General features: G+C 65.4%; 20 protein-coding genes. 7 read left to right on the top strand and 13 right to left on the bottom strand.

What is annotated here, in order from left to right; translation table 11 throughout:
- Window positions 1-92: 92 nt before the first annotated feature.
- From astB to AC56LU_RS03660, 6 genes are all read right to left on the bottom strand, one after another.
- A complete protein-coding gene (gene astB, locus AC56LU_RS03685; RefSeq protein WP_497174254.1) occupies window positions 93-1,436 on the bottom strand; it encodes an N-succinylarginine dihydrolase in 1,344 nt (447 codons plus the stop codon).
- Window positions 1,437-1,441: 5 nt separating this feature from the next.
- On the bottom strand, window positions 1,442-2,923 hold the full coding sequence (gene astD / locus AC56LU_RS03680; protein ID WP_497174253.1) for a succinylglutamate-semialdehyde dehydrogenase: 1,482 nt from the start codon (window positions 2,921-2,923) through the stop codon (window positions 1,442-1,444).
- Window positions 2,916-3,962, bottom strand: a complete 1,047-nt coding sequence (gene astA / locus AC56LU_RS03675; protein ID WP_497174252.1) for an arginine N-succinyltransferase — start codon at window positions 3,960-3,962, stop codon at window positions 2,916-2,918. Before astA ends, astD begins: the two co-directional genes overlap by 8 nt.
- Before the next feature lie 11 nt (window positions 3,963-3,973).
- On the bottom strand, window positions 3,974-5,014 hold the full coding sequence (locus AC56LU_RS03670) for an arginine N-succinyltransferase (protein ID WP_497174251.1): 1,041 nt from the start codon (window positions 5,012-5,014) through the stop codon (window positions 3,974-3,976).
- Between the two features lie 78 nt (window positions 5,015-5,092).
- A complete protein-coding gene (locus tag AC56LU_RS03665; RefSeq protein WP_497174250.1) occupies window positions 5,093-6,334 on the bottom strand; it encodes an acetylornithine/succinyldiaminopimelate transaminase in 1,242 nt (413 codons plus the stop codon).
- A 151-nt stretch (window positions 6,335-6,485) separates the two neighbouring features.
- Entirely contained in the window at window positions 6,486-7,427 is a 942-nt protein-coding gene (locus AC56LU_RS03660; RefSeq protein ID WP_497174249.1) for a GlxA family transcriptional regulator, read from the bottom strand.
- Between the two features lie 172 nt (window positions 7,428-7,599).
- On the opposite strand from AC56LU_RS03660, the gene AC56LU_RS03655 reads away from it, so the two are divergent.
- From AC56LU_RS03655 to AC56LU_RS03630, 6 genes are all read left to right on the top strand, one after another.
- Complete coding sequence (locus tag AC56LU_RS03655; protein WP_497174248.1) at window positions 7,600-8,022, top strand: MarR family winged helix-turn-helix transcriptional regulator; 423 nt, start codon at window positions 7,600-7,602, stop codon at window positions 8,020-8,022.
- A complete protein-coding gene (locus AC56LU_RS03650; protein ID WP_497174247.1) occupies window positions 8,019-8,300 on the top strand; it encodes a hypothetical protein in 282 nt (93 codons plus the stop codon). The genes AC56LU_RS03655 and AC56LU_RS03650 overlap by 4 nt, the downstream gene beginning before the upstream one ends.
- Window positions 8,301-8,376: 76 nt before the next feature.
- Window positions 8,377-9,240, top strand: a complete 864-nt coding sequence (locus tag AC56LU_RS03645; RefSeq protein ID WP_497174246.1) for an HDOD domain-containing protein — start codon at window positions 8,377-8,379, stop codon at window positions 9,238-9,240.
- Window positions 9,241-9,389: 149 nt separating this feature from the next.
- On the top strand, window positions 9,390-11,732 hold the full coding sequence (locus AC56LU_RS03640; protein ID WP_497174245.1) for a family 43 glycosylhydrolase: 2,343 nt from the start codon (window positions 9,390-9,392) through the stop codon (window positions 11,730-11,732).
- A gap of 24 nt (window positions 11,733-11,756) precedes the next feature.
- Entirely contained in the window at window positions 11,757-12,374 is a 618-nt protein-coding gene (locus AC56LU_RS03635) for a PEP-CTERM sorting domain-containing protein (protein WP_497174244.1), read from the top strand.
- A 358-nt stretch (window positions 12,375-12,732) separates the two neighbouring features.
- Entirely contained in the window at window positions 12,733-14,145 is a 1,413-nt protein-coding gene (locus tag AC56LU_RS03630) for an FAD-binding oxidoreductase (protein WP_497174243.1), read from the top strand.
- 209 nt (window positions 14,146-14,354) lie between these two features.
- Here the strand turns inward: AC56LU_RS03630 and secF are convergent, their stop codons facing one another.
- From secF to queA, 5 genes are all read right to left on the bottom strand, one after another.
- Window positions 14,355-15,377: a protein translocase subunit SecF gene (gene secF / locus AC56LU_RS03625; protein WP_497174242.1), complete on the bottom strand. Its 1,023-nt coding sequence runs from the start codon at window positions 15,375-15,377 to the stop codon at window positions 14,355-14,357.
- Between the two features lie 2 nt (window positions 15,378-15,379).
- Entirely contained in the window at window positions 15,380-17,266 is a 1,887-nt protein-coding gene (secD, locus tag AC56LU_RS03620; RefSeq protein WP_497174241.1) for a protein translocase subunit SecD, read from the bottom strand.
- An 83-nt stretch (window positions 17,267-17,349) separates the two neighbouring features.
- The gene (gene yajC, locus AC56LU_RS03615; protein ID WP_497174240.1) at window positions 17,350-17,682 is read right to left on the bottom strand and encodes a preprotein translocase subunit YajC; all 333 of its coding nucleotides are present in this window, start codon (window positions 17,680-17,682) and stop codon (window positions 17,350-17,352) included.
- A 145-nt stretch (window positions 17,683-17,827) separates the two neighbouring features.
- Window positions 17,828-18,967, bottom strand: coding sequence for a tRNA guanosine(34) transglycosylase Tgt (gene tgt / locus AC56LU_RS03610; RefSeq protein WP_497174239.1), 1,140 nt, complete (start codon window positions 18,965-18,967; stop codon window positions 17,828-17,830).
- A 7-nt stretch (window positions 18,968-18,974) separates the two neighbouring features.
- Window positions 18,975-20,006 carry a tRNA preQ1(34) S-adenosylmethionine ribosyltransferase-isomerase QueA gene (gene queA / locus AC56LU_RS03605; RefSeq protein WP_497174238.1) on the bottom strand — a complete coding sequence of 344 codons (1,032 nt, stop codon included), beginning with the start codon at window positions 20,004-20,006 and terminating at the stop codon, window positions 18,975-18,977.
- A 179-nt stretch (window positions 20,007-20,185) separates the two neighbouring features.
- Here queA and recG point away from each other — a divergent pair, with 179 nt between their 5' ends.
- Window positions 20,186-22,249: an ATP-dependent DNA helicase RecG gene (recG, locus tag AC56LU_RS03600; RefSeq protein WP_497174237.1), complete on the top strand. Its 2,064-nt coding sequence runs from the start codon at window positions 20,186-20,188 to the stop codon at window positions 22,247-22,249.
- Window positions 22,250-22,306: 57 nt separating this feature from the next.
- Here recG and AC56LU_RS03595 read toward each other — a convergent pair whose 3' ends face one another.
- Window positions 22,307-23,320, bottom strand: a complete 1,014-nt coding sequence (locus AC56LU_RS03595; RefSeq protein ID WP_497174236.1) for an alpha/beta hydrolase — start codon at window positions 23,318-23,320, stop codon at window positions 22,307-22,309.
- A gap of 68 nt (window positions 23,321-23,388) precedes the next feature.
- On the bottom strand, window positions 23,389-24,177 hold the full coding sequence (locus AC56LU_RS03590) for an alpha/beta fold hydrolase (RefSeq protein WP_497174235.1): 789 nt from the start codon (window positions 24,175-24,177) through the stop codon (window positions 23,389-23,391).
- Window positions 24,178-24,283: the final 106 nt, after the last annotated feature.

Below are 24,283 nucleotides of genomic sequence, written 5' to 3'. Positions count from 1 at the left end.
GCGCGCTCTTGCTTGTGGCTTCGCGCCGCCCCGGCTTTATATGGGCGGGGGTGTCCCGTCCGAATCCGTTATTAAAACATGGCCGCGGGTTCTTACGACAGGTCGTACAGTCCCGGCAGGCCGAGGATGCGTTCCAGTTCCTCGAGCGCCGTGGCGCATTCGATGGCCAGCTGCGGGTCGGCCAGGTCTTTCGGCTCGACACGGTCGCGATAATGCTTTTCCACCCACGAGGCCAGCAGCGCATGCAGCGTCTCGGTCATGATCACGCCACCATGCATGGCCTGCGCTTCGTCGTCGGTGAGGGCCACGCGCAGGCGCAGGCAGGCCGGTCCGCCGCCGTTGCGCATGCTCTGGCGCAGGTCGAATTCCAGCAGCTCGCCGATCGGGCCGCCGCTCGCGACCATGGCGGCCAGGTAGCGCGAGACCGCCGGGTTCTCGCGGCATTCGTGCGGCACCACCAGCGCCATGCGGCCGTCCGGTTTGGTGAGCAGCTGGCTGTTGAACAGGTAGCTGGCCACGGCGTCGGCCACCGGCACCTGGCTGCTCGCGACGCGCACCGGCACCAGGTCGGTGTCGACCGCCCCCAATGCGCGGCGCAGCGCGTCCAGGGTGCCCGCTTCGTCGACGAAGGCCTGGTCGTGATAGAACAGCACGTTGCCGTTGCCGACCGCGATCACGTCGTTGTGGAACACGCCCTGGTCGATCACGTCCGGGTTCTGCGAGGCGAACACGGTTCGCGCCGGGTCCAGGCCGTGCAGGCGCGCGACCGCCTGCGAGGCTTCCAGGGTCTGGCGCGCCGGGTACTTTTTCGGGGCCGGCGCCGAAGGGTCGAACTCGGCACGGCCGTACACGAAGAATTCCACGCCGGCCGCGCCATGCGCGGCGGCGAAGCGGGTGTGGTTGGCGGCGCCCTCGTCCCCAAAAGCAGGCACCGGCGGCAGCGCGTCATGCACCACGAAGCGGCTCGAGTCCTTGAAGATCGCGCGCAGGGTGCGCGTGGCCTGCAGGTGCTCTTCCGAGCGGTGCAGCTTGTTGTTCAGATTGGCCGGCGTGAAGTGCACGCGGCCGTCGAGCGTATCGGCCGACGGACTGACGGTGGCGGCGTTGGCGGTCCACATCGGCGCCGCCGAGTAGGCGCAGGCCAGGATCACCGGCGCGTCGCGCCAGGCCCGCGCCAGCACGTCGGCGTCGGTGCCGGAGAAGCCGATGCGGCGCAGCAGGCGGAAATTCGGGCGCGCCTGCGGCGGCATCACCGCCTGCGCGAAGCCGCGTGCCGCCAGTTCGCGCATCTTGGCCAGGCCCTGCAGGGCGGCCTGGCGCGGGTTCGAGGCGCTGCGCACATTGCTGAACGAGGCGACGTTGCCGAACGAGAGGCCGGCGTAGTTGTGGGACGGTCCAACCAGGCCGTCGAAGTTGTATTCGCGCGCAGTAAGCATAGGTCTCAGAAGGTCAGGCCGGGCGACAGCTTGGCCGGCAGTTCGAGTTCCGCCGTCTCGATCGAGGCGACCGGGTAGGCGCAGTAATCGGCGGCGTAGTAGGCGCTCGGGCGGTGGTTGCCCGACTTGCCGACGCCGCCGAACGGGGCCGAGCTGGCCGCGCCGGTGGTCGGGCGGTTCCAGTTGACGATGCCGGCACGGGCGCGCACCGAGAAGCGCTTCCACAGCGCCTCGGACGGCGACAGCAGCGCCGCGGCCAGGCCGTATTCGGTGGCGTTGGCCACGCGCAGGGCCTCGTCGAAGTCTTTCACGCGGATCACCTGCAGCAGCGGGCCGAACCACTCTTCGTCCGGGATGCCCTGCGCGCCGGTGGTGTCGACGATGCCGGCGGTAACAAACCCGGCGTTCGGATCAAGCTGCGTCATCTGCAGCAGCACGGTGCCGCCTTTCGCGGCCATGTCGGCCTGGGCCTGCACCAGGCGGGCGGCGACCGCGCTCGAGACCACGGGGCCCATGAAGGGCTGCGGATCGGCCTTCGACGGGCCCGGCTGCAGGGTCGATGCGATTTTTAGCAAACGGTCAAGAAATGCCTGTCCCGCCGGCGTGTCTTGAATAATCAGGCGGCGCGCGCAGGTGCAGCGCTGGCCGGCCGAGATGAAGGCCGACATCACGGCGTGGTGCACGGCGGCGTCCAGCAGCTTCGAATCTTGAGGGATGTCCCACACCACCAGCGGATTGTTGCCGCCCATTTCCAGCGCCAGCATCTTGCCCGGCTTGCCGCCGAACTGCTTGTGCAGGGCCATGCCGGTCTGGCTGCTGCCGGTGAACAGGATGCCGTCGATGTCGGGCTGCTGGCCGAGCGCCACGCCGGTGTCGCGGCCGCCGTTCACCAGGTTCAGCACACCCTTGGGCAGGCCGGCCTGTTCCCACAGCTGCACGGTTTTCACCGCGGTGCGCGGCGCGTACTCGCTCGGCTTGAACACCACGGTGTTCCCGGCGATCAGGGCCGGCACGATGTGGCCGTTCGGCAGGTGGCCCGGGAAGTTGTAGGGGCCGAAGACGGCAAACACGCCGTGCGGACGGTGGCGCAGCACCGCATTGCCGTCCGCGACTTTCGCCAGCGTCTCGCCGGTGCGCGCGCCATGGGACTGGACCGAGATGTCGACCTTGGCGGCCATGGTCGTTACTTCCGTGCGTGCTTCCCACAGCGGCTTGCCGACTTCCTCGGCGATGATCAACGCCAGTTCCTCGGCGTGCTCCTTGAGCAGGTCGCGGAAACGGGTGCAGACGGCGATGCGTTCCTCCAGCGGCGTGAGCGCCCAGGATTCGAAGCTGTCGCGCGCCGCTGCGGCCGCGCGCGCCACGTCTTCTTCCGTGGATGCGTTGCTGGTCCAGGTCTGCTTGCCGGTCGAGGGATCGATAGTGGCCAGCTCCGGGCCGCTGCCGGCGAGCCATTCGCCGCCAATGTAATTCGAGAGTTCAGGCATTCGCGTTCTTCCTTGGATTGAGGGGCAGCGTGCGCACTTCGTCGCCGGCCTGCACGTGCAGCTGCGACAGCTCCTGGGCCGACAGCGCGACGCGGGTGGCGCCGGGAACGGCGCGGGTCAGGATCATGCGGAAATCGGTGAGCTTCGTGTTCGACACCAGCAGGTGATCAGTCTCGCCTTCGTTCTGACCTTCCGCGGCGACGGCCAGCACGCTGTCGCGCACCGCGCGCAGCTCGGACACGCGGCCCTGCAGCACCGGGCCGGCATCGAAGATGTCGACATAGCCTTCGTAGTGCATGCCTTCGTTTTCCAGCAGCTTGCGCGCCGGCTGGGTCGAGGTGTGGACCTTGCCGATGACTTCGCGCGCCGACTGCGGCAGGTAATCGACGTAGAGCGGCTGGCGCGGCATCAGTTCGGCGATGAAGGACTTCTTGCCGATTGCAGTGAGGCCGTCGACGTGGTCGAAGTCCATCTTGAAGAAATGGCGGCCCAGGCCTTCGTAGAAGGGCGAGACGCCATTCTCGTCCTGGAATCCGCGCATCTCGGCGATGATCTTCTCGGTGAACAGCTGCTGGAACTGGGCGATGAACAGGAAGCGGCTTTTCGACAGCCACTTGCCGTTGAAACCTGCGCGGAACTGCGGCAGCAGGAACAGCGAGCACAATTCGGACGAGCCGGTGAGGTCGTTCGACAGGTACAGGGTTTCCATGCGCGTGAACACGTTCAGTTCGCGGCTGCAGTGCACCAGGGTGCCGATGCGGTAGTTGTAGAACGGCTCGGTGAGGCCGACCGCGCCCTTGATCGCGCACACGCCGGCGATGCTCGCGGGTTCTTCACCCTGCGCGGTGTGTTCGAGCACGAACATGTAGTCGCGCTGCTCGGGCGGGATGCTCTGGTTGAACGAGGCCACCGCGGTCGCGACCCGGTCGCCCAGCATCTTGCGGTCGGGCTTGAGCGTGGTCATGCCGCTGCCGGCCTGGCGCGCCATCTCGATCAGGGCGTCCAGGTCGTCGGTTTTCACTGCACGGATTACGAGCATCGGGTCCTCTTTCAGATGCGTACACAAGTGACGCTGTCACCGGCCGAGACGCCCAGCGCCTGCTGGGCCTCGCGCGGCAGGCAGATCACCTGCGCTGAATCGGCTGGCGGGCAGGCGGCGATGACCGCGCGGAAGTGTTGTTCGCTGCTGGCCACCGCATACGTGACCAGTTCATCCTGCCCATTGGCCGTGCCCGCGGCGCGCCCGGCGTTCTCGACCTGGCGCACCTGCGAGGCGCAGAAGGAACGCAGGGCATTGCGATGCGCCTGCAGGATCGGGCCGCCGTCGAAGATGTCGATGTATTCGTCGGCCTCGAAGCCCTCTTGCGTGAGCAGCTGGAAGGCCAACTGGCCGCTCGGGTGGATCTGGCCCAGCGCGGCCTGGGCGTCGCCCGGCAGCAGCGGCACGTAGACCGGGTAGTGCGGCATCAGCTCGACGATCAGGGTGCGGTTGCGCGCGCCGTCGATGACGCGCTCGGCGTCGAGGAAGTCCATCTTGAAGAACTTGCGGCCCAGCGCATTCCAGAACGGCGACTGGCCATCCGGATCGGTGACGCCGGCCAGCGGCACGAAGAAGCGGTCGCCGAAGCGGTGCGGCGCCAGCACGGCGTACAGCAGGCGTGCGCGCGACAGCAGCGCGGCCTCAAGACCGGCGCCCTCGCGGTTGCGGACATAAAAGCCCGACAGGTGCGAGTAGGCCGTCAGTTCCGAGCACAGGGTGAGTGCATGCACGCTGTGGCTGATGTTCAGGTCGCGCGAGACCTGCTGGATCACGTCGTTGCGGAACGCGAAATAGGTGCCGTTCGAACCGGCCGATGCATGGATCGACGAGGTGCCGACCACTTCGCGGGTGCGCAGGTCTTCCAGCACGAACTGGTACGACTCCTCGCTCGGGATATCGACGTGGGCGGCAAACGAGGCGATGGAGCGCTCGACCGCCGCGACGATGGCTTCGCGCGTGCGCGGCAGCGTGTGCACGCCGGGGATCGTCACCGCGCCCAGCGCCTCGAGGGCGCCGATATCCGCGCGTTCAACCGGTCGGACTACAAACATGCGAACTCCTGGAAGAGGTCTACTCAACAGCGAAGCCGGCGCAGCTGGACAGTGCGCCGGCCGGATGCAGATGCTGGATCAGCCTGCGATGAAAGCCTTGACGGCTTCGCGCATGATGCGGTCCGCTTCCGCGATCTGTTCGTCCGACACCACCAGGGCCGGGGCCAGGCGCACCACGTCCGGACCGGCGATCAGGAGCATCAGGCCCATCTTTTCGCAGATCTTGGTGTAGTCCTTGGAGCGGCCCTTGTACTCGCCGGCCATCGGCAGGCCGATCAGCAGGCCCAGGCCGCGCGGCTTGCCGAACACCTGAGGGTACTCGCCGGCGAGCTTCTCGAGGTTGGCGAAGATCCTGGCGCTGGCTTCGCGCACGCGCGCCAGGAAGCTCGGGGTGTTGATGGTCTCGACCACCTTCAGGCCGACGGTGCCGGCCAGCGGGTTGCCGCCGTAGGTGGTGCCATGCGAGCCGACGTTGAGATGCATGCCGATTTCTTCGGTGGTGATCATGGCGCCGATCGGGTAGCCGTTGCCCAGGGCCTTGGCCGAGGTCAGGATGTCCGGAGTGACGCCGGTATCCATGTAGGCAAAGAAGGCGCCAGTGCGGCCCACGCCCGACTGCACTTCGTCGAACACCAGCAGTGCGCCGGTCTGGTCGCAGAACTCGCGCAGCGCTTTCAGGTAGGCGTGGTCGCCCGGGATCACGCCGCCTTCGCCCTGGATCGGTTCGACGATCACGGCAGCGACATCGTCGGTGATCGCGGCGCGCGCGGCCTCGATGTCGTTGTACGGGATGTGGTTGATTTCCTGCGGCAGCGGCTCGAAGCCTTCGGTGTACTTCGGCTGGCCGCCGACCGAGACGGTGAACAGGGTACGGCCGTGGAAGGACGACAGGCAGGACACGATGCGCGACTTGTGCGGGCCGAACTTGGTGTGCGCATACTTGCGGGCCAGCTTCAGGGCCGCTTCGTTGGCTTCGGCGCCCGAGTTGCAGAAGAAGGCGCGGTCGGCGAAGGTGGCTTCGGTCAGGGCGCGGCCCAGGCGCAGCACCGGTTCGTTGGTGTAGCCGTTACCCAGGTGCCAGAGGGTGTTGATCTGCTCCGTCACTGCCGCGACCAGGGCCGGGTTGCAGTGGCCCAGGCTCGAGACCGCGATGCCCGAGGTGAAGTCGAGGTAACGCTTGCCTTCCTGGTCCCACACATCCAGGCCCGCCGCGCGCACCGGCACCATCGCGGCCGGGGCATAGGTGGGGACGAGGACTTCGTCGAAGGTCTGCCGGGTGACAGGCCGCGTGGTGACACCGGAGTCAAGGTTTGCGTTCATGGCTTCTTCCTCTTCAATGACGGTTGTACGCGGACCAGGTGCCGCGCAGGTTCGATCCATTATAGAAAGCCACCTCGACAAGTTCTTGCAGAAGTGCGACAGGGATTTTCGTTTTTGGCCAGAGAAATATTATGGAAGTGACAAGTACACACTACTGCCCCAGCTTGCGCTGCCGTTCTTCCCTGGGAGTATTTCCAAACAGGGCCCCGAACGCAGTGGAAAAATGCGAGCCGGACGAGAAGCCGCACATCAGCCCCACCTGCACGATCGAGTAGTTGGTTTCGATCAGCAGCTTGCGCGCCCGCTGCAGGCGCAGCTCCAGGTAATAGCGCGACGGCAGGCTGCCGAGGTACTGCTTGAACAGGCGCTCCAGCTGGCGCCGCGAAATGCCCGACAGCTGGGCGATGTCGTCGGTGGAAAGCGGCTCTTCGATGTTGGCTTCCATCAGGGCCACCGCCTCGGTCAGCTTCGGCTGCAGGGTGCCGAAGCGCGCCTGAAGCGCCACCCGCTGGCGCTCGTCCTTGCCGCGCACCCGGTCGACGCACAGGATTTCCTTCACTTGCGCCTGCACCGTCGCGCCGAACAGCATCTCGACCAGGGTCAGGGCGAAATCGATGCTGGCCGCGCCGCCGCAGCAGGTCAGGCGGTTGCGGTCGAATTCGAAGAGGTTGGGGGTGAACAGGGCCTGCTCGGCCAGCGCATTGGTGTCCGGGTACAGCGCCCATGGCAGCGCGGTGCGCACGCCGTGCAGCGCGCCGGCATCGGCCAGCCACAGCACGCCGGCGCCGACGCCGCCCCAGAACGGCGCGGCGCGGCAGCGCTCGACCAGGGCGCGGCAGTTGGCGGGTTTCAGGGCCGCCTCGGCCTCGTCGGCCACCAGCAGCACCAGGTGCCACAGGCGCCCGGCGTCGGCGCTGAACTTGTCGGGACTGCGGACGTCGACGTGCAGCAGTTCGGGCCCCAGCAGCTTGGCCGCCAGGCGCAGCGGTTGGACCAGGCCGGACCAGGTCAGCATGTCCGGCTCGCCCGCGTTTACCAGCAGCACGCGCAACGGACGCTCCTGCGCCAGGGCGGACAGGTCAGCAGGCTGCATCGGGACGAACTGGCAGTGTCATGGAAGAGAAGTGGACATCGTCCGTGGCGGTACGCATCGGGCGTAATGATACCGGAGATACTTGAGCAACGAACAATCCTGGCCCGGCCAGCTATAATCCTCCCCCATGGGGGAACGATATTTAAAGAGTGTCCGGCTGCTGGCCGAGTGCATGCAAGGCTTCGAGCGTTTTTCCGGCGAATCGGTGCGCCAGCACGGGTTGACGCACGCGCAGTTCGATATCATCGCCACGCTGGGCAACACGCCCGGCATGAGCTACAAGGAGCTCGGCGAGCGCACCCTGATCACCAAGGGCACGCTCACCGGCGTGATCGAACGGCTGGAACAGAAAGGCCTGGTAGTGCGCGAACGCAGCAGCGACGACAAGCGCTCCTTCTTCGTGCGCCTCACGCCCGCGGGCGAAGCGGTATTCCGCGACGTGTTCCCCAAGGTCGTGGCGCACGGCAGGCAGCTGTTCGCCAGCTACGCCAACGCCGACTTCGACGCCCTCGAAAGCGTGCTGCGCAGGCTGCGCGACCAGATCGCCGCCGGCGGCGTTCCTCCCCACTCAACACAAACAAAGGAATTGCCTTGAAAACATCCCTGATCGAAGGCAAAAAGCCTGCCCATTTCGACAAGCACATCATCGGCAACATCCTGCTCGACGTCGCGCCGCTGGACGAAGTCAAGCAGGAAGCGATGCTGATCGGCGTGCGCAACGAAGCCGGCGAGATCTACCGCCTGATCGGCGCCACCAAGCTCAACAGCTTCATGAACGCAAGCGAAGAGCTGCTGGATCTCGGCCTGGTGGACGAGCTGCAGGACAATGAAGAACAAAAGGAAGGCTGCGACGCCATCTTTGGCGAACCTTGATGTAGCTCAAGCGTTAAATTAATACTTTAAGGCAATCTTTTTGAGCGGGAGCAGGCGATCGGAGTATAATTTTTCGATGGACCGACTCTCCGCTCTCAAGAGCATCGCCGCCCAGGCCAGCCGTGGCGAACTCAGCTTTCCTACGAACGTCGACGCGACGCTCAGGCTGCAGCGCGCCCTGAACGAACCCGACTGCCATACCGAGATGGCGGCGCGCCTGGTCCAGGCCGAACCCTTGCTCGCCGCGCGCACCGTGGCGATCGCCAATTCGGTGGCCTACAACCGCGCCGGCCACGACGTCACCAATGTCCGCGCAGCCGTGCAGCGCGTCGGCTTCCGTACCCTCGGGGCGCTGGCGGCGTCGGTCATCGTGCGCCAGCTGGCGAGCGAAATCGTCGCCCCCGACCTGCGCGCCAAGGCCGACGCCCTGTGGATCCACTCGGCCCACGTGGCCGCGCTGGCGCAAGTGATCGCGCGCCGCGTCTCCTTCGTCGATCCGGAAACCGCGATGTTCGCCGGTATCGTGCACGAAGTCGGCGGCTTCTACCTGCTCTCGCGCGCCGAAGAATTCCCGGGCCTGCTCGACGATGCGGCCGATGGCGCCGTGGGCGCCAGCTGCAGCGCCGACGACTGGATCGAGCATGGCGAAGTGGCGATCGGCCGCGGCGTGCTGCTCAAGCTCGGCGTGCCGGTGCCCGTGATGGGCGCCATCGAGGCGCTGTGGAACGGCATGCGCGCCCTGCCACCGGAAACCCTCGGCGACACCCTGTTGCTGGCCAAGGACCTGGCGCCCTTCCCCTCCCCGCTGCACGAACGCCCCGGCGCCACCACGCTCGACTCGGCCGCCACCATCGATTTCACGGTCGGCGAAGGCACCCTGGCGCAGGTGCTGGCCGAATCGGCCGACGAAGTCAAAAGCCTCACTGCCGCCCTGCTCTGACCAGGGCATGACGCCGGCCGATACCGATACCGGTATCGCCCCGCGGATTAATTTGATTGGTCACACAACCCAAATTTCTTCACTCTTTGTATGCACCGTAGATAGGGCACCCGCCCTTCCGACGATAAAAACGATCACGGAGACATGCAATGAAGAACACCCTTACGCTGTGGGGGATGGGGGCGTTATTGGCCTCGTCCCTGCTTGCCCCGAATGCCGCGGCCCAGGCCGGATTCACCCCGATCAGCTTCAAGAACGCGTCCGTCCACGATCCCTCGATCGTGAAATCCGGCGATACCTTCTACGTGTTCGGCTCGCACCTCGCCGCCGCCAAGAGCACCGACCTGATGAACTGGCAACAGGTGAGCGACGGCGTCAGCGCCAACAATCCGCTGTTCCTGAACGGCGCGGCCAACGTCCTGACGGAGCTGAGCGAGACCTTCAGCTGGGCGCAGTCGAATACCCTGTGGGCGGCGGACGTCAGGCAGCTGGCGGACGGCAAGTTCTACATGTACTACAACGCCTGCAAGGGCGATTCGCCCCGTTCCGCGCTGGGCATCGCCGTTGCCGACCGCATCGAGGGCCCATATGTCGACAAAGGCATCTTCCTGCGTTCCGGCATGTGGGGCCAGGCCAGCCATGACGGCACGGTCTACGACGCCCTGAAGCATCCGAACGCGGTCGATCCCCATGTGTTTTCCGATAATGCGGGACGCCTGTGGATGATCTACGGGTCGTATTCGGGCGGCATCTTCATCATGCAGATGAACCCCAGCAATGGCATGCCGCTGCCCGGCCAGGGCTACGGCAAGCGCCTGATGGGCGGCAACCACAGCCGCATCGAAGGGGCTTTCGTGATGTACAGCCCGGAGACGTCCTACTACTACATGTTCACCTCCTTCGGCGGCCTGGATGCGAACGGCGGCTACAACATGCGCGTGGCGCGCTCGCTCAGGCCCGACGGTCCCTACCTGGACGCCCAAGGGAAGGACATGGCCGAGGTCCGCTCGGATCCCGCCAGGCCGCTGTTCGACGACGCCTCGATCGCGCCCCATGGCGTCAAGCTGATGGGGAACTTCCTGTTCGAGCGCAAGCTTGGCGAGCCGGGCGCCGGCATCGGTACCGGTTACGTGTCGCCAGGCCATAACTCGGCGTATTACGATGCCGCGACCGGCCAGCATTTCCTGGTCTTCCACGCCCGCTTCCCCGAACGCGGCGAACAGCACGAGATCCGGGTCCACCAGATGCTCATGAATGCCGACGGCTGGCCGGTCGTCGCGCCTTACCGCTACGCCAGGGAGAAGGCCGCGGCCGTGCGTCGCGAATTCGTGGTCGGCGACTACCTGTTCGTCAACCATGGCAAGGACATCTCCGCCGCGATCAAGAAATCGCAGTCGATCACGCTGGCCGGCGACGGCAGGATCACGGGTGCGGTGACGGGCACCTGGCAGCTGGCCGGCGCCAACGGCGTCGAGCTGCACCTGGCCGGGGCCCCCTCGCCCTACAAGGGCAGGTTCCTGAACCAGTGGAACGAGACCTCGAGAAGCTACGTCATGACCCTGTCGGCCCTGTCGCGCGAAGGGGTAGCGGTATTCGGCAGCCGCCTGATCCCGCGCACCGATGCCCAGGTGGTCGCCGCCGTGCATGCGGAGCTCAGCCTGGGCAACACCTCGGCTGTCAGCGCCAACCTGGCCCTGCCGACCTCGGCCACCCGCGGCACGACGATCACCTGGACCTCGTCCAACCCCGCAGTCGTCAGCCATACCGGCGTGGTCACCCCGGCCGCCAACGACGTCAGCTTGACCCTCAGCGCGCGCATCGGCAAGGGCACGGCCAGCGCGATCAAGACGTTCACTGTCACGGTACGCAAGGCCGGCGGCCTGCTGGCGCATTACGCCTTCGACGGCAACCTGCTCGACAGCAGCGGCGGCTCGGCGCCGGGCAGCGTCGTCGGCAGCCGGATCGACAGCGCAGGGGGCAGCATCGGCTTCGAGGCGGGCGTGCGCGGCAATGCCGCCGTCTTCAACGGCGCCAGCGGCATCCGCCTGCCGAACGGCCTGATCTCGTCCAATAACTACACGGTGTCGCTCTGGCTCAAGCCGGCGCAGCTGACGGCATTCTCGACCACCTTCTTTGGTGCGCGCACGCCTGAATCCTGGATCAGCCTGCTGCCGATGGGGCACGGCTTCGTCAACGGCGCATCGATGCTGTGGTCGGGAACGGCCTGGTACGACGCCGGGCTGGGCATGAACATCCCGGCCGGCCGCTGGTCGCACCTGGCCTTCACCGTCCGCAACGGGGCCGTCAACGTCTATGTGGACGGCGTGAAGCGCTTCAGCGGCGCCAACTTCCCCAACGTGTTCACCAATACGGCCGGCGTGTTCGCACTGGGCGTGAACTGGTGGGATACGCCCTATAGGGGATCAATGGACGAACTGCGCATCTACGGCAGCGCGCTGGGCGACGCCGACGTGAGCGCCCTGGCGCGCTGATCAAGCATTCAACGAGGAACGATCATGAAGAACATCCTTTTTTCCCTCTTTTCCCTCTGTCTGCTGGCATCGGCCAGCGCCTCGGCCGGCGTCATCGGCTTCGACGACCTGCCCGGCGACGAAACCGTGGCGATCGCCAATGGCTACCAGGGCTTCGACTGGGACAACCTGGGCGCGATCGGCGCCGGCGCCTACCCCGGCAGCGGCTATGCCGCGGGAGCGGTTTCCTTGGCCAACACCGCCTTCAACCGCGACGGCGGCATCGCGGCCATCTCCAGGGCGGACGGCTTCGACTTCGTCGGCGCATTTTTCACTTCGGCCTGGATCGAGCAGGAACTCGCCTTCGAGGGCTACCGCGGCGGGCAGTTGCTGTATTCCACTGCCACGTCGTTTGTGCTGGATACGAGCACGCCGCTGTGGATCGGCCTGGGCTGGTCCGGCATCGATACGCTGGTCATCTACAACAGCAGCGGTACCCAATGGGCCATGGATGAGTTCACCGTGCCGGAGCCGGCATCGATCGCCCTGTTCGGCGCGACCCTGGCCGGCCTGGCCCTGTCGCGCAGAAAAAAAATGCCCGCTCGGGTGGAGCGGGCAAAGTCCAAAACTAGGGATGTCCTGAAAGAGACAGTTCCACTATAAGCTCCGCACGAGGCCGCTTCCGTACGCTGGTTCACACAGCGCGTCACTCTCGTCGTGGCCTCGCGGCGGCAGCAGCAAAAAAAAACCCGCTCCGGTTGGGGAGCGGGTGAAGTCCAAAACTAGGGATGTCCTGAAAGAGACGGTTCCACTTTAGGGCTTCATTCCCATCGGTTCGGTGCGCTGATTCACTTAGTGGCAACTTTGTCGGCTTTCCCGCAACAAGGTTTGCGCCAGGCGGGCCGGCGCATATCCAGGCAATACCTCCGGTATCGCGCAATGCTACCGGCGCAAGACTGTTTGCCAGAGAAGTATCGTTATCGGAAACTTCACCCTTCCGTTACCTTTACTTGTGGACCTCATGCATCCATCACGCCGCCGCTTCCTCGTCCAGGCCATGGCCGGGGCGGGCCTGCTGTCCCTGTCGCCGCCCCATGCCCTGGCCGCGCCCGGGATCGCCATTCCCAACATCACCGGCCTGTATCCGGTCGAGGTGGCGCGCGTGGCCGCCCCCAGCACCACGCAGGAGGTCGCGCAGGCGGTGCGTGACTGGCCCGGGAAGATCGCCGTGGGTGGCGGCCGCTACAGCATGGGCGGCCAGGTCGCGATTCAAGGCGGGCTGCACCTCGACATGCGCGGCATGACCCGGCTCATCCGTCTCGATGCGCGGGCAAGCGTGGCCCGGGTCCAGGCCGGGATGCGCTGGCGCGACCTGCAGGATGCCCTCGACCCGCTCGGCCTGGCCGTGCACACGATGCAGAGTTTTGCCAACTTCACGGTCGGCGGCGCCGTGTCGGTCAATGCCCATGGCCGCTACGTCGGCAACGGGCCGCTGGTGAATTCGGTGCGCGCCCTGCAACTGGTGCTGGCGGACGGCACGGTAGTGGAAGCGACGCGCAGCCGGCACGCCGACCTGTTCCGCGCCGCGGCGGGCGGCTACGGGGCGGTGGGCGTCATCACCGAGGTCGAGCTTGATCTGGCACAGAACACCCGCATCGAACGCAGCGTGGAGGCGGTGGCGCTGGACGACTATCCGGCCTGGTTCGGGCGCATGCATGCGGCCGGCGGCTGCATCTTTCATAACGCCGACCTGCTGCCGCCGATGTTCGACGCGCCGGTCGCGGTCTCGTGGCGCACCAGCGCCAAGGCCCTGACCGAACCGGCCAGGCTGGTGCCGCGCGGCCAATCCTACGGCCTGGAGCAGAACCTGCTGTTCGCCATGACCGAGCTGCCGCGCGGCGATCTGCTGCGCAGCAAACTCATCCACCCGCTGCTGATGGCCCGCCCGGCCGTGAAGTGGCGCAACCATGAAGCCAGCCTCGACGTCGCGGAGCTGGAACCGCGTACGCGCCGGGTCTCGACCTATGTGCTGCAGGAATACTTCATCCCGGTGCGCCATTTTGCCGCCTGGACCCGCGCCATGGCGGCGACCATCCGCAAACACGATGCCGAGGTGTTGAATGTCTCGGTGCGGCATTCGCCCGCGGATACCACCGCCCTGCTGCCCTGGGCCAAGGAAGAGGTGTTTTCCTTCGTAGTGTATTACAAGCAGCGCACCCACGCCGCGGCCAGGCGCAAGGCGGGCGAGTGGACACGCGCGATGATCGAGACCGCGCTCGGCTTCGGCGGACGCTACTACCTGCCTTACCAGCTGCACGCCACGCAGGACCAGTTCGCGCGCGCCTATCCCGAAGCGCAGGAATTGCGCGCGCTCAAGCGCAGGGTCGACCCGGCAGGCCGCTTCACCAACGCATTGTGGGCCAGGTACCTGTAAGCGCAAAAAAAAAACCCGCTCCGGTTGGGGAGCGGGTGAAGTCCAAAACTAGGGATGTCCTGAAAGAGACAGGTCCACTATAGGGAACGCCAAAATACGGCTCTGTGCGTTACCACACGCAAATTGAAATTTGCGTGCACGGGTTTGATCTGGACAGTAAAAACGCCGCCGCAGCAGAGCTGGGGCGGCGTTTCTGGAGCGAAATAACGTCAGACGACGGCGCCGTCGGTCTCGTCTTTCTCCTTGACCGGCTTGATCAGGTCTTCGCGCTTCACGCCCAGCCACATGGCCAGCGCCGCGGCGACGAACACCGACGAGTAAATGCCGAAGCAGATGCCGATGGTCAGCGCCAGCGCGAAGTAGTGCAGCGCGTGGCCGCCGAACAGCAGCATCGACAGCACCATGATCTGGGTCGAACCGTGGGTGATGATGGTACGCGAGATGGTGCTGGTGATCGCGTGGTCCATCACTTCCGGTACGGTCATCTTGCGGTGCTTGCGGAACATCTCGCGGATCCGGTCGAAAATGACGACCGATTCGTTCACCGAGTAGCCCAGCACCGCCAGGATCGCCGCCAGCACCGTGAGCGAGAATTCCCACTGGAAGAAGGCGAAGAAGCCCAGGATGATGACCACGTCGTGCAGGTTGGCGATGATCGCCGAGACCGCGAACTTCCACTCGAAGCGGACCGACAGGTAGATGATCACGCCGATGATCACCATCAGCAGCGCGTTCAGGCCGTTCTGGGCCAGCTCTTCGCCGACCGCCGGGCCGACGAACTCGACGCGCTGCAGGCTCGCCAGCTCCTGGCCGCTTGCGCTTACGCAGCTGGTGCGGTTGACGGTCTCGCCCTTGTCGGTCGTGACCTGGGCGACTTTAGGGGTGCCTTGCTCCGAGGTGCAGACGGCATTGAACACCTTGGTCGAGGCGCCGGCGGCGGCCTGGCCTTCGATGATCGGCAGGCGCAGCAGGACGGTCTGGGCGTTGCCGAAGCTGGTCACTTCCGGCGCTTCATAACCGATGCCGCGCAGCGTGCCGCGGATTTTTTCCTGGTCGGCCGCGTGCGGATAGCTCAACTCCATCACGGTGCCGCCGGTGAACTCCACCGAGTAATTCAGGTTCTTGGTCACCAGGAAGAACACGGCCGCCAGGAAGGTCACCGCCGAGATCACATTGAGGATCACGGCATGACGCATGAACGGGATATCCCGTTTGATCTTGAAAAGTTCCATGGTTATTCCTGAGTCGCGTTTTGCTTGTTAGGCGTGAAGCCTTCTTTCCAGACCGTGCCGATCGAGATGTGGGTCAGTTTCTTCTTGCGGCCATACCAGAGGTTGATGAGGCCACGGGCCACGAACACGGCCGAGAACATCGAGGTCATGATGCCCAGGCAGTGCACCACCGCGAAGCCGCGCACCGGGCCCGAACCGAAGATCAGCAGCGCCAGGCCGACGATCAGGGCGGTGACGTTGGAGTCGAAGATCGTGTCCCAGGCGTGCTTGAAGCCGGCGTTGATCGCCACCTGCGGCGCGGCGCCCGCGCGCAGCTCCTCGCGGATGCGCTCGTTGATCAGGACGTTGGCATCGATCGCCATACCGAGCGTGAGCGCGATTGCCGCGATACCCGGCAGGGTCAGGGTAATCTGCATCATGGACAGCAGCGCCAGCAGGAACAGCACGTTGGCGGCCAGTGCCAGCGCACTGACGAAGCCCACCAGGTGGTAGTAGACGATCATGAAGACAGCGATCGCGACGAAGCCCCAGATGGTGGACTTCAGGCCGCGGTCGATGTTCTCGGCGCCAAGCTGCGGGCCGATCACGCGCTCTTCGATGAATTCCATCGGCGCCGACAGCGCGCCCGAGCGCAGCAGCAGCGCCAGCTCGTTGGCGTCTTCGATGCTGCCGATGCCGGTGATCTGGAAGGTCGAACCCAGTTCCTGGTTGATGGTCGGGGCCGTCGGCACGCTGTACACGCCTTTTTCCTTCAGCAGGACCGCCAGGCGCTTGCCGACGTTTTCACGGGTGGCCAGGCGCATCCTGCGGCCGCCGTCGCCGTTCAGGTCGATCGAGACGGCCGGCTGCTGGTTCGAATCAAAACTGGCGACGGCGCTCGAGATGTAGTCGCCGGTCAGGATGATGTCCTTCGACACCACCACCGGCGCGCCGCGGCCTTCGGTGAACAGTTCCGAATTCAGCGGGATGGCGGCGGTCTGTTCGGTACCCGGGGTCACGGTCGAATCGACCATGCGCAGTTCCAGGGTCGCGGTGCGGCCGATGATGTCCTTGGCGCGCGCCACGTCCTGCACGCCGGGCAGCTGGACGATGATGCGGTCGGCGCCCTGTTGCTGGATCAGCGGTTCGCTGGTGCCCAGCTCGTTGATCCGCTTGGACAGGGTGGCGATGTTCTGCTTCACGCCTTCTTCGACGGTGCGCTTGAGCGCGTCCGGCTTCATGGTAACGACCAGTTTCAGCTCGGTGCCGTCGGCGGCGTCGGCAAAGGCCAGGTCGGCCTGCTTGGACAGCTCGGTACGGGCGGCGGTCCGGGTGGCCGCGTCGCGAAAACGCACTTCGATGCTGTTGCCGATGCGCTCGATGCCGGCGTGGCGGATGTTCTGGTCGCGCAGCTGGCTGCGGATGCTGGCCTGCAGGCCCTTGACCTTGGTCTCGAGCACGGCCTTGCTGTCGATCTGCAGCAGGAAGTGGACGCCGCCGCGCAGGTCCAGGCCCAGGTTCATGGGCTTGGCGCCGATCGATTCCATCCAGGCCGGAGTGTTCTTGGCCAGGTTGACGGTGACGATGTAGTCGGGGTTCTCGCGGTCGCGGTTGAGGTCGCGTTCGAGGGCCAGCTTGGCCTTGAACTGGGCGTCGGTGCTGGCGAAGCGGGCGCGCACCGAGGTGCTGTTGCCGGTCCCTTCCAGGCCAATCTTGGTGGCTGGAACACCGTTGCGCTTGAGCGTTTCCTCGACCAGGCCGACGGTGGCGCTGGTGATGTTCACCGTCGTCTTGCCGGTGGTGACCTGCAGTGCCGGCGATTCGCCGAAGTAGTTCGGCGCCGTGAACAGCGCGCCCAGCAGCAGCGCGACGGCGATCAGTAGATATTTCCAGACGGGATAGCGATTCATAGTGTTCCAGCGTTCAAAGTTGTGCACGCTGCGGCCCCTGGTTGAACTTCGGGGCCGCGGATGATGCTGACTGGCTTACGGAATTACAGGGCCTTGATGGTGCCCTTCGGCAGCAGCGTCACCACTGCATTTTTCTGGACCACGATCTCGGTACCGGTGGCGATCTCGATCGTCACATAGGTGTCGGCCACCTTGACCACGCGACCCAGGATGCCACCGGCGGTTGCCACTTCGTCGCCCTTGGTCAGTGCGTCCATCATCGCTTTCAGCTCGCGCTGGCGCTTCTGCTGCGGACGGATCATGAGGAAATACATGACCACAAACATCAGGATCAGCGGCAGGAAAGTGGTCAGGCTACCCATGATGCCTGGATCAGCTGCGGCCGTGGTTTGCGCGTAAGCGTTAGAAATGAACACAAGGACTCCGTTGTTGTACAGTGAGGATTAAAAAATAAGCGGTGTATTCTAGCACCGGCAATGATGCCGGAGACAATCTGGAGGTATGTAGGCTTGCAATTCCAAATTGCAAGATGTTGCAGGAAATTTAATGCCTGCCGATCGCTTACACCCCACGCGTCCGGTCCGCCCGGAACTGGATGCGGAACTCATTGAACTTGTCCGCATCGATCGCATCGCGCATCTCCTGCATGATCTTCAGGTAAAAGTGCAGGTTGTGGATGGTGTTCAGCCGCGCGCCCAGGATCTCGTTCGAGCGGTGCAGGTGATGCAGGTAGGCCCGCGAGAAGTTCTTGCAGCAATAGCAATCGCAGCTCTCGTCCAGGGGCGCCATGTCATCCTTGTAGCGCGCGTTCTTGATCTTGACGTCGCCGAAGCGCGTGAACAACCAGCCATTGCGGGCATTCCGGGTCGGCATCACGCAGTCGAACATGTCGACGCCGTTGGCCACGCCTTCCACCAGGTCTTCCGGCGTGCCCACGCCCATCAGGTAGTGCGGCTTGTTCTCCGGCAGGCGCGGGCCGACGTGGGCCAGGATGCGCTGCATGTCTTCCTTCGGCTCGCCCACCGACAGGCCACCGATGGCCAGGCCCGGGAAGTTGATATCCTCCAGCCCCGCCAGCGACTCGTCGCGCAGGTGTTCGTACATGCCGCCCTGGACGATGCCGAACAGCGCGTTCGGGTTTTCGCCGCGATTGAATTCGTTCATCGAACGCTGGGCCCAGCGCAACGACATGCGCATCGACTTGGCCGCCTCTTCGCTGGTGGCCGGACGGCCGTCGATCTCATACGGCGTGCATTCGTCGAACTGCATCACGATGTCCGAGTTCAGCGAACGCTGGATCTGCATCGACACTTCGGGCGACAGGAACTGGCGCGAACCGTCGATCGGCGAGGCGAACTTGACGCCCTCTTCCGTGATCTTGCGCATCGCGCCCAGCGAGAACACCTGGAAGCCGCCGGAGTCCGTCAGGATCGGACCGTCCCAGCCCATGAACTTGTGCAGGCCGCCGAATTTATCGAGCACCGCCGTGCCCGGGCGCAGCCACAGGTGGAAGGTGTTACCCAGGATGATCTGCGAACCGACTTCCTTCAGCTCGATCGGGTCCATTGCCTTGACCGAGCCGTAGGTACCGACCGGCATGAAGATCGGGGTTTCGATGGTGCCGTGGTTGAGTTTCAGGCGGCCCCGGCGTGCGTGCGACAGGCCGCTGGTGTCTTTTTTAAGGAGGGTAAATTCGAGCATCGTGGTCTTAACGGGAAGTGGTCGTCAGCAGCATGGCATCGCCATAGCTGAAGAAGCGGTATTCGTTGGCGATCGCATGCTGGTAGGCCTTGCGAATCTCTTCATATCCGGCAAAGGCCGACACCAGCATCATGAGCGTCGACTTCGGCAGGTGGAAATTGGTGATCAGGCGGGTGACGGTCTTGAACGTGTAGCCCGGCGTGATGAACAGCGCGGTGTCGCCGCTGCCGGCCGCCAGTTCGCCCGCTTGCGAGGCCGATTCCAGCGCGCGCAGCGATGTGGTGCCGACCGCCACCACGTCGCGGCCCGCGGCTTTGGCGGCGCGCACCGCAATCACCGTCTCTTGCGGGATGGTGTACCACTCGGTATGCATCTTGTGCTCCGTGAGGTTCTCGACCCGCACCGGCTGGAAGGTGCCGGCGCCCACGTGCAGGGTCACGTACGCGAGCTTGATCCCTTTCCCGGCCAGGCGGTCCAGCAGCGGCTGGTCGAAGTGCAGGCCGGCGGTCGGCGCGGCCACCGCGCCCGGTTCTTTCGAATACACGGTCTGGTAGCGCTGCTCGTCGAATTCGTCGGCGCTGTGCTCGATGTAGGGCGGCAGCGGCAGGCGGCCGTGGGCCTCGACCAGCTCGAACACGTCCCCTCCCTCGTCGGGAAAGTGCAGCGTGAAGAACTCGCCGGCGCGCTCGCCGGTCGTCACGTCGAACGCGTCGGCCAGTCGGATGCGGTTGCCCGGCTTGGGCGACTTCGAGGCGCGCACCTGCGCCAGCACCGTGCGGCTGTCCAGCACGCGCTCGACCAGCACTTCGACCTGGCCACCGGTTTCCTTGACGCCGAAGAAGCGCGCCTTCAGCACCCGCGTATTGTTCATCACCAGCAGGTCGCCCGGCTGGAGCTGGTCGATGATGTCGGCGAAATGGCGATCAAGGATCTGGTCGCCGTCGAGCTGCAGCAGGCGCGAGGCGCTGCGGTCTGGCAGCGGAAGCTGCGCGATCCGTTCTGGCGGCAGTTCGAAATCGAAATCGGAAAGCGAGTACATTCTTGTCAATTCTGGGAAAATGGGTGCTGTCACCCTTACAATAGGGGCTGCAGTGCGTGCGGCGAACCCTCTATTTTACGCCAGCAAAGCCTTGGTCGCCTCGAAAAACCTACTGCGCGTTGCACTGGCGGCCTGCGATGCTCGCTACGGTTCTCGAGGCGCCCAACAAATTTCGCAATATGCCCGCCACCAAAACCCCATCCGCCCCTAAAACGACAGAATCCAAGCTCGCCCGGCTGGGCCTGCGCACCGACATGGACCTGGTGCTGCACCTGCCGATGCGCTACGAGGACGAGACCAAGGTCGTCTCCATCCGTGATGCCTGCATGCGCGGCCTGCAGACCTGGCAGGTCGAAGGTGTCGTGGTCAAGAACGAAATCACGCATAAGCCGCGGCGCCAGCTGCTGGTGCAGATCGCCGACGAGACCGGCGAGCTGCAGCTGCGCTTCATGAATTTCTACGGCAGCCAGCTCAAGCAGATGGCCGAAGGCGTGCGACTTCGCGCGCGCGGCGAGCTGAAACACGGCTTCTTCGGCGCCGAGATGGTCCACCCGGCCTATAAGGTGATCAACGAGGGGGCGCCCCTGCCCACCTCGCTCACTCCGGTGTATCCGGCCGGCGAAGGCCTGTCGCAGACCCTCATGCGGCGCGCCATCGCCGACGCCATGAAGCGGGTCGACTGGCGCGACACCCTGCCCAACGCTTTCCTGAGTCGCCTGCAGCTGTGGGACTTCGAGCCCTCGGTGCGCCTGCTGCACTACCCGCCGGCCGACGTGGACGAATACGCGCTCACCGAGCGCAGCCACCCGGCCTGGACGCGCATGAAGTTCGACGAGCTGCTGGCGCAGCAGCTTTCCTTGAAGCGGGCGCAGCGCGCCCGGCGCGAGAAAGGCGCCCCGCAGCTGGCAGCGGTCGGTGCGCTGTCCGAGGCCTTCCTGGCGGCCCTGCCCTTCCAGCTTACCGGCGCCCAGCAGCGCGTGGTGAAGGAGATCGGCGCCGACATGCGCGAACGCTACCCGATGCAGCGCCTGCTGCAGGGCGACGTCGGCAGCGGCAAGACCGTGGTGTCGGCGCTTGCCGCCGCCCAGGCGATCGACAGCGGCTACCAGGCGGCGCTGATGGCGCCCACCGAAATCCTGGCCGAGCAGCATTTCCGCAAGATCGCGGCCTGGATGGAGCCGCTCGGCGTCAAGGTGGCCTGGCTGACCGGCAGCCTGAAAAAGAAGGAAAAAGACGCGGCCAAGGAGCTGATCGAATCCGGCGCGGCGAACCTGGTGATCGGCACCCACGCCCTGATCCAGGACACGGTGCAGTTCGCGCGCCTGGGCCTGGTGATCGTCGACGAACAGCACCGCTTCGGCGTAGGCCAGCGCCTCACCCTACGCAACAAGGGCAGCGACGGCCTGGTGCCGCACCAGCTGATGATGTCGGCCACGCCGATCCCGCGCACGCTGGCCATGACTTATTACGCCGACCTCGAGGTCTCGGTGATCGACGAGCTGCCCCCGGGGCGCAGCCCGATCGTCACGCGCGCCATCGACCAGAACCGGCGCGACGAGGTCATCGAACGGGTGCATGCGGCCGCGCAGGAAGGCCGGCAGGTGTACTGGGTCTGTCCGCTGATCGAGGAATCCGAGGTGCTGCAGCTGCAGACCGCCACCGAAACCTACGAGACCCTGGCCGAAGCCCTGCCGGACCTGGTGGTGGGCCTGGTGCACGGCCGCCTGAAGCCGGCCGAAAAGCAGATCATCATGGACGCCTTCATCGCCGGCGAGATCCACGTGCTGGTGGCGACCACCGTGATCGAGGTCGGGGTCGATGTGCCGAATGCCTCGCTGATGGTGATCGAGCATGCCGAGCGCTTCGGCCTGTCGCAGCTGCACCAGCTGCGCGGCCGTGTGGGCCGGGGCTCGGCCGCGAGCGTGTGCCTGCTTCTGTATCAGAGCCCGCTGGGCCAGGTGGCCAAGCAGCGCCTCCTGACCATGCGTGAAACCACCGATGGCTTCGAGATCGCACGGCGCGACCTGGAGATCCGCGGCCCCGGCGAATTCCTGGGAGCGCGCCAGTCGGGCGAAGCGATGCTGCGCTTTGCCGACCTGGAAGCCGACCAGTGGATCGTGGACAAGGCGCGCGATGTGGCGCAGTACCTGCTGGACAATGCCGATCGGCCGGAATACATGGCGATCGTGGATGCGCACCTGACGCGCTGGCTGGGCGGACGGGAAGAATTCCTGAAGGTGTAGCCACATGCGCCTGCGCCCCGCCGGCAGTCTGCGGCGTGGCGCGGGGCCTTCCTGTGCTTATTGCAGGCGCTGCTTCAGTTCCTGCGACGCCTGCTGCAGGGCGCTGCGCACGGCCGGAACCTCGCTCAGAGCGTTGAGCAGGCCGAAATCGTGGATCATGCCGTTGTAGCGCACCGACTTGACCTCGACACCGGCGGCATCGAGCTTGCGGGCATAGGCTTCGCCTTCGTCCCGCAACACGTCGAACTCAGCGGTCTGGATCAGCGCCGGCGGCAGGCCCTTCAGCTGCGACGTGGAAGCCTGCAGGGGCGAGGCATGGATCTCGCGGCGGGCGGCGGCATCGCGGGTGTAGTTGTCCCAGAACCAGATCATCATGTCGCGCGTCAGGAAGTGGCCGTTCGCGAACTGCTTGTACGACGCGTTATCGAAGTTGGCATCGGTGACCGGCCACAGCAGGACCTGGGAACGCAGGGCCGGAGCGCCCTGCTCTTTCGCCATCAGGCTGACCACGGCAGCCATGTTGCCGCCCACGCTATTGCCTGCCACGGCGAGGCGCTTGCCGTCCACCCCGATCTGCGCGCCGTGCTCGGCCACCCAGCGGGTTGCGGCATAGGCTTCGCGGATGGCCACGCCATACCCGGCTTCCGGCGAAGGCGTGTAGTTGACGAACACCGCCACCGCACCCGACCCGGCCACCAGGTCGCGCACCAGGCGCTCGTGGGTCGGAAAGTCGCCCAGCACCCAGCCGCCGCCGTGGAAGTACATGAAGGCCGGCAGGGTGCCCTTGGCGCCGGCAGGACGCACGATGGTCAGCTTGACCGGCTTGCCATCCAGGGTGACGGTCTTTTCGCTCACCTCGGCCGGGGCCAGTTTCGCCGTCGCGCCTGCCTGCGCTCCCACCAGCACGCCACGCGCCTCCTGGGGACTCATCTGTTCGATGGGCTTGCCGCCTTCGATCGCCTGCAGGAAGCCGGCGGTCTGGCGTTCGACACCCGGCAGGCTGGCAGCGCTGGCGTAGCTTGCGGTAACGGCCAGGAGGGCAGCGGCGAGGAGGGTTTTAGCGGTGCTCATGGTATTTTCCTTTGCTTGTTATTTGATCGTGCACTACTTTTTCAGGTGGATGACGGGGTTGGAGCTGCTTATTTGGCCTGGGCCGCTTCTTCGATCAGGCGGGCGACGGCCACGGGATGCGACGTCATCACCACGTGGGACGCTCCCGGCAACGCGACGGTCTTGACCGACTTGGCGCGCTCGGCCATGAAGCCCAGTGCCGCGGCCGGGATGTTCTTATCGCCAGTACCGTAGATGAAGTACGACGGCAGCTTCTTCCAGGCCGGGACGCCGGACGCTTCGGTCAGGGCCGCTTCGGCAATCGGGCGCTGCGCGACTGCCATCAGTTCGGCCTGTGCCTTCGGCAGGTCGGCTGCGAACTGTTGGTGAAACTTGTCCTGCAGGATGTAAAAGTCCTTGCCGCCGTCGGCCAGGGCGACCGGCTCGGCCAGTGCGCCGCCCAAGGTGCCGCCCGGGAAGCGTCCGGACAGTTCGAGCGCGGTTTCGCCCTGTTCCGGCGCAAAGGCGGCCACGTACACCAAGCTCTTCACGTTCGGCTGGCCGTTTGCCGCCGCCGAGATGACGGCGCCGCCGTAGGAGTGACCCACCAGCACGACCGGCCCTTTGACGCTCTTGACGATGTTGGCCACCGAGCCGGCATCGCCCTTCACGCTGCGCAGCGGATTGGCTGCGCCGATCACCGTGTAGCCATCGGCGCGCAGCCTGGTGGCGACGCCGTTCCAGCTGGTCGCGTCGGCGAAGGCGCCGTGCACGAGGATGACGGTCGGCTTGACGCTCGCCGCGGGAGCAGCCAGTGCCGGCGCCGCGGCAGCGGCGGTGATCGACAGGGCGAGGGCGATGCTGGTGATGGCTTTCATGGTGAGTCCTTTCATTGTTTGTTAGCGATTAGATCGTGCACTACTTATTTGTTCGGATAGTCCGGACACAAGAGGCCCGGCCTGTCCTATGCTTCTTACTGCCGTG

This window comes from Telluria sp. PB2R4, from assembly GCF_059685695.1.
This window is presented reverse-complemented; position numbering and strand designations above follow the sequence as displayed.

What these genes read in the sequence shown, in the direction of transcription:
- AC56LU_RS03655 (WP_497174248.1), top strand. Translation starts at nt 7,600, where the DNA reads ATGCAAGGCTTCGAGCGTTTTTCCGGCGAATCGGTGCGCCAGCACGGG.
- AC56LU_RS03660 (WP_497174249.1), bottom strand. Translation starts at nt 7,427, where the DNA reads ATGCAGCCTGCTGACCTGTCCGCCCTGGCGCAGGAGCGTCCGTTGCGC.
- secD (WP_497174241.1), bottom strand. Translation starts at nt 17,266, where the DNA reads ATGAATCGCTATCCCGTCTGGAAATATCTACTGATCGCCGTCGCGCTG.
- AC56LU_RS03665 (WP_497174250.1), bottom strand. Translation starts at nt 6,334, where the DNA reads ATGAACGCAAACCTTGACTCCGGTGTCACCACGCGGCCTGTCACCCGG.
- AC56LU_RS03595 (WP_497174236.1), bottom strand. Translation starts at nt 23,320, where the DNA reads ATGAGCACCGCTAAAACCCTCCTCGCCGCTGCCCTCCTGGCCGTTACC.
- astD (WP_497174253.1), bottom strand. Translation starts at nt 2,923, where the DNA reads ATGCCTGAACTCTCGAATTACATTGGCGGCGAATGGCTCGCCGGCAGC.
- AC56LU_RS03635 (WP_497174244.1), top strand. Translation starts at nt 11,757, where the DNA reads ATGAAGAACATCCTTTTTTCCCTCTTTTCCCTCTGTCTGCTGGCATCG.
- AC56LU_RS03630 (WP_497174243.1), top strand. Translation starts at nt 12,733, where the DNA reads ATGCATCCATCACGCCGCCGCTTCCTCGTCCAGGCCATGGCCGGGGCG.
- astA (WP_497174252.1), bottom strand. Translation starts at nt 3,962, where the DNA reads ATGCTCGTAATCCGTGCAGTGAAAACCGACGACCTGGACGCCCTGATC.
- tgt (WP_497174239.1), bottom strand. Translation starts at nt 18,967, where the DNA reads ATGCTCGAATTTACCCTCCTTAAAAAAGACACCAGCGGCCTGTCGCAC.
- recG (WP_497174237.1), top strand. Translation starts at nt 20,186, where the DNA reads ATGCCCGCCACCAAAACCCCATCCGCCCCTAAAACGACAGAATCCAAG.
- AC56LU_RS03670 (WP_497174251.1), bottom strand. Translation starts at nt 5,014, where the DNA reads ATGTTTGTAGTCCGACCGGTTGAACGCGCGGATATCGGCGCCCTCGAG.
- astB (WP_497174254.1), bottom strand. Translation starts at nt 1,436, where the DNA reads ATGCTTACTGCGCGCGAATACAACTTCGACGGCCTGGTTGGACCGTCC.
- secF (WP_497174242.1), bottom strand. Translation starts at nt 15,377, where the DNA reads ATGGAACTTTTCAAGATCAAACGGGATATCCCGTTCATGCGTCATGCC.
- AC56LU_RS03645 (WP_497174246.1), top strand. Translation starts at nt 8,377, where the DNA reads ATGGACCGACTCTCCGCTCTCAAGAGCATCGCCGCCCAGGCCAGCCGT.
- queA (WP_497174238.1), bottom strand. Translation starts at nt 20,006, where the DNA reads ATGTACTCGCTTTCCGATTTCGATTTCGAACTGCCGCCAGAACGGATC.
- AC56LU_RS03590 (WP_497174235.1), bottom strand. Translation starts at nt 24,177, where the DNA reads ATGAAAGCCATCACCAGCATCGCCCTCGCCCTGTCGATCACCGCCGCT.
- AC56LU_RS03640 (WP_497174245.1), top strand. Translation starts at nt 9,390, where the DNA reads ATGAAGAACACCCTTACGCTGTGGGGGATGGGGGCGTTATTGGCCTCG.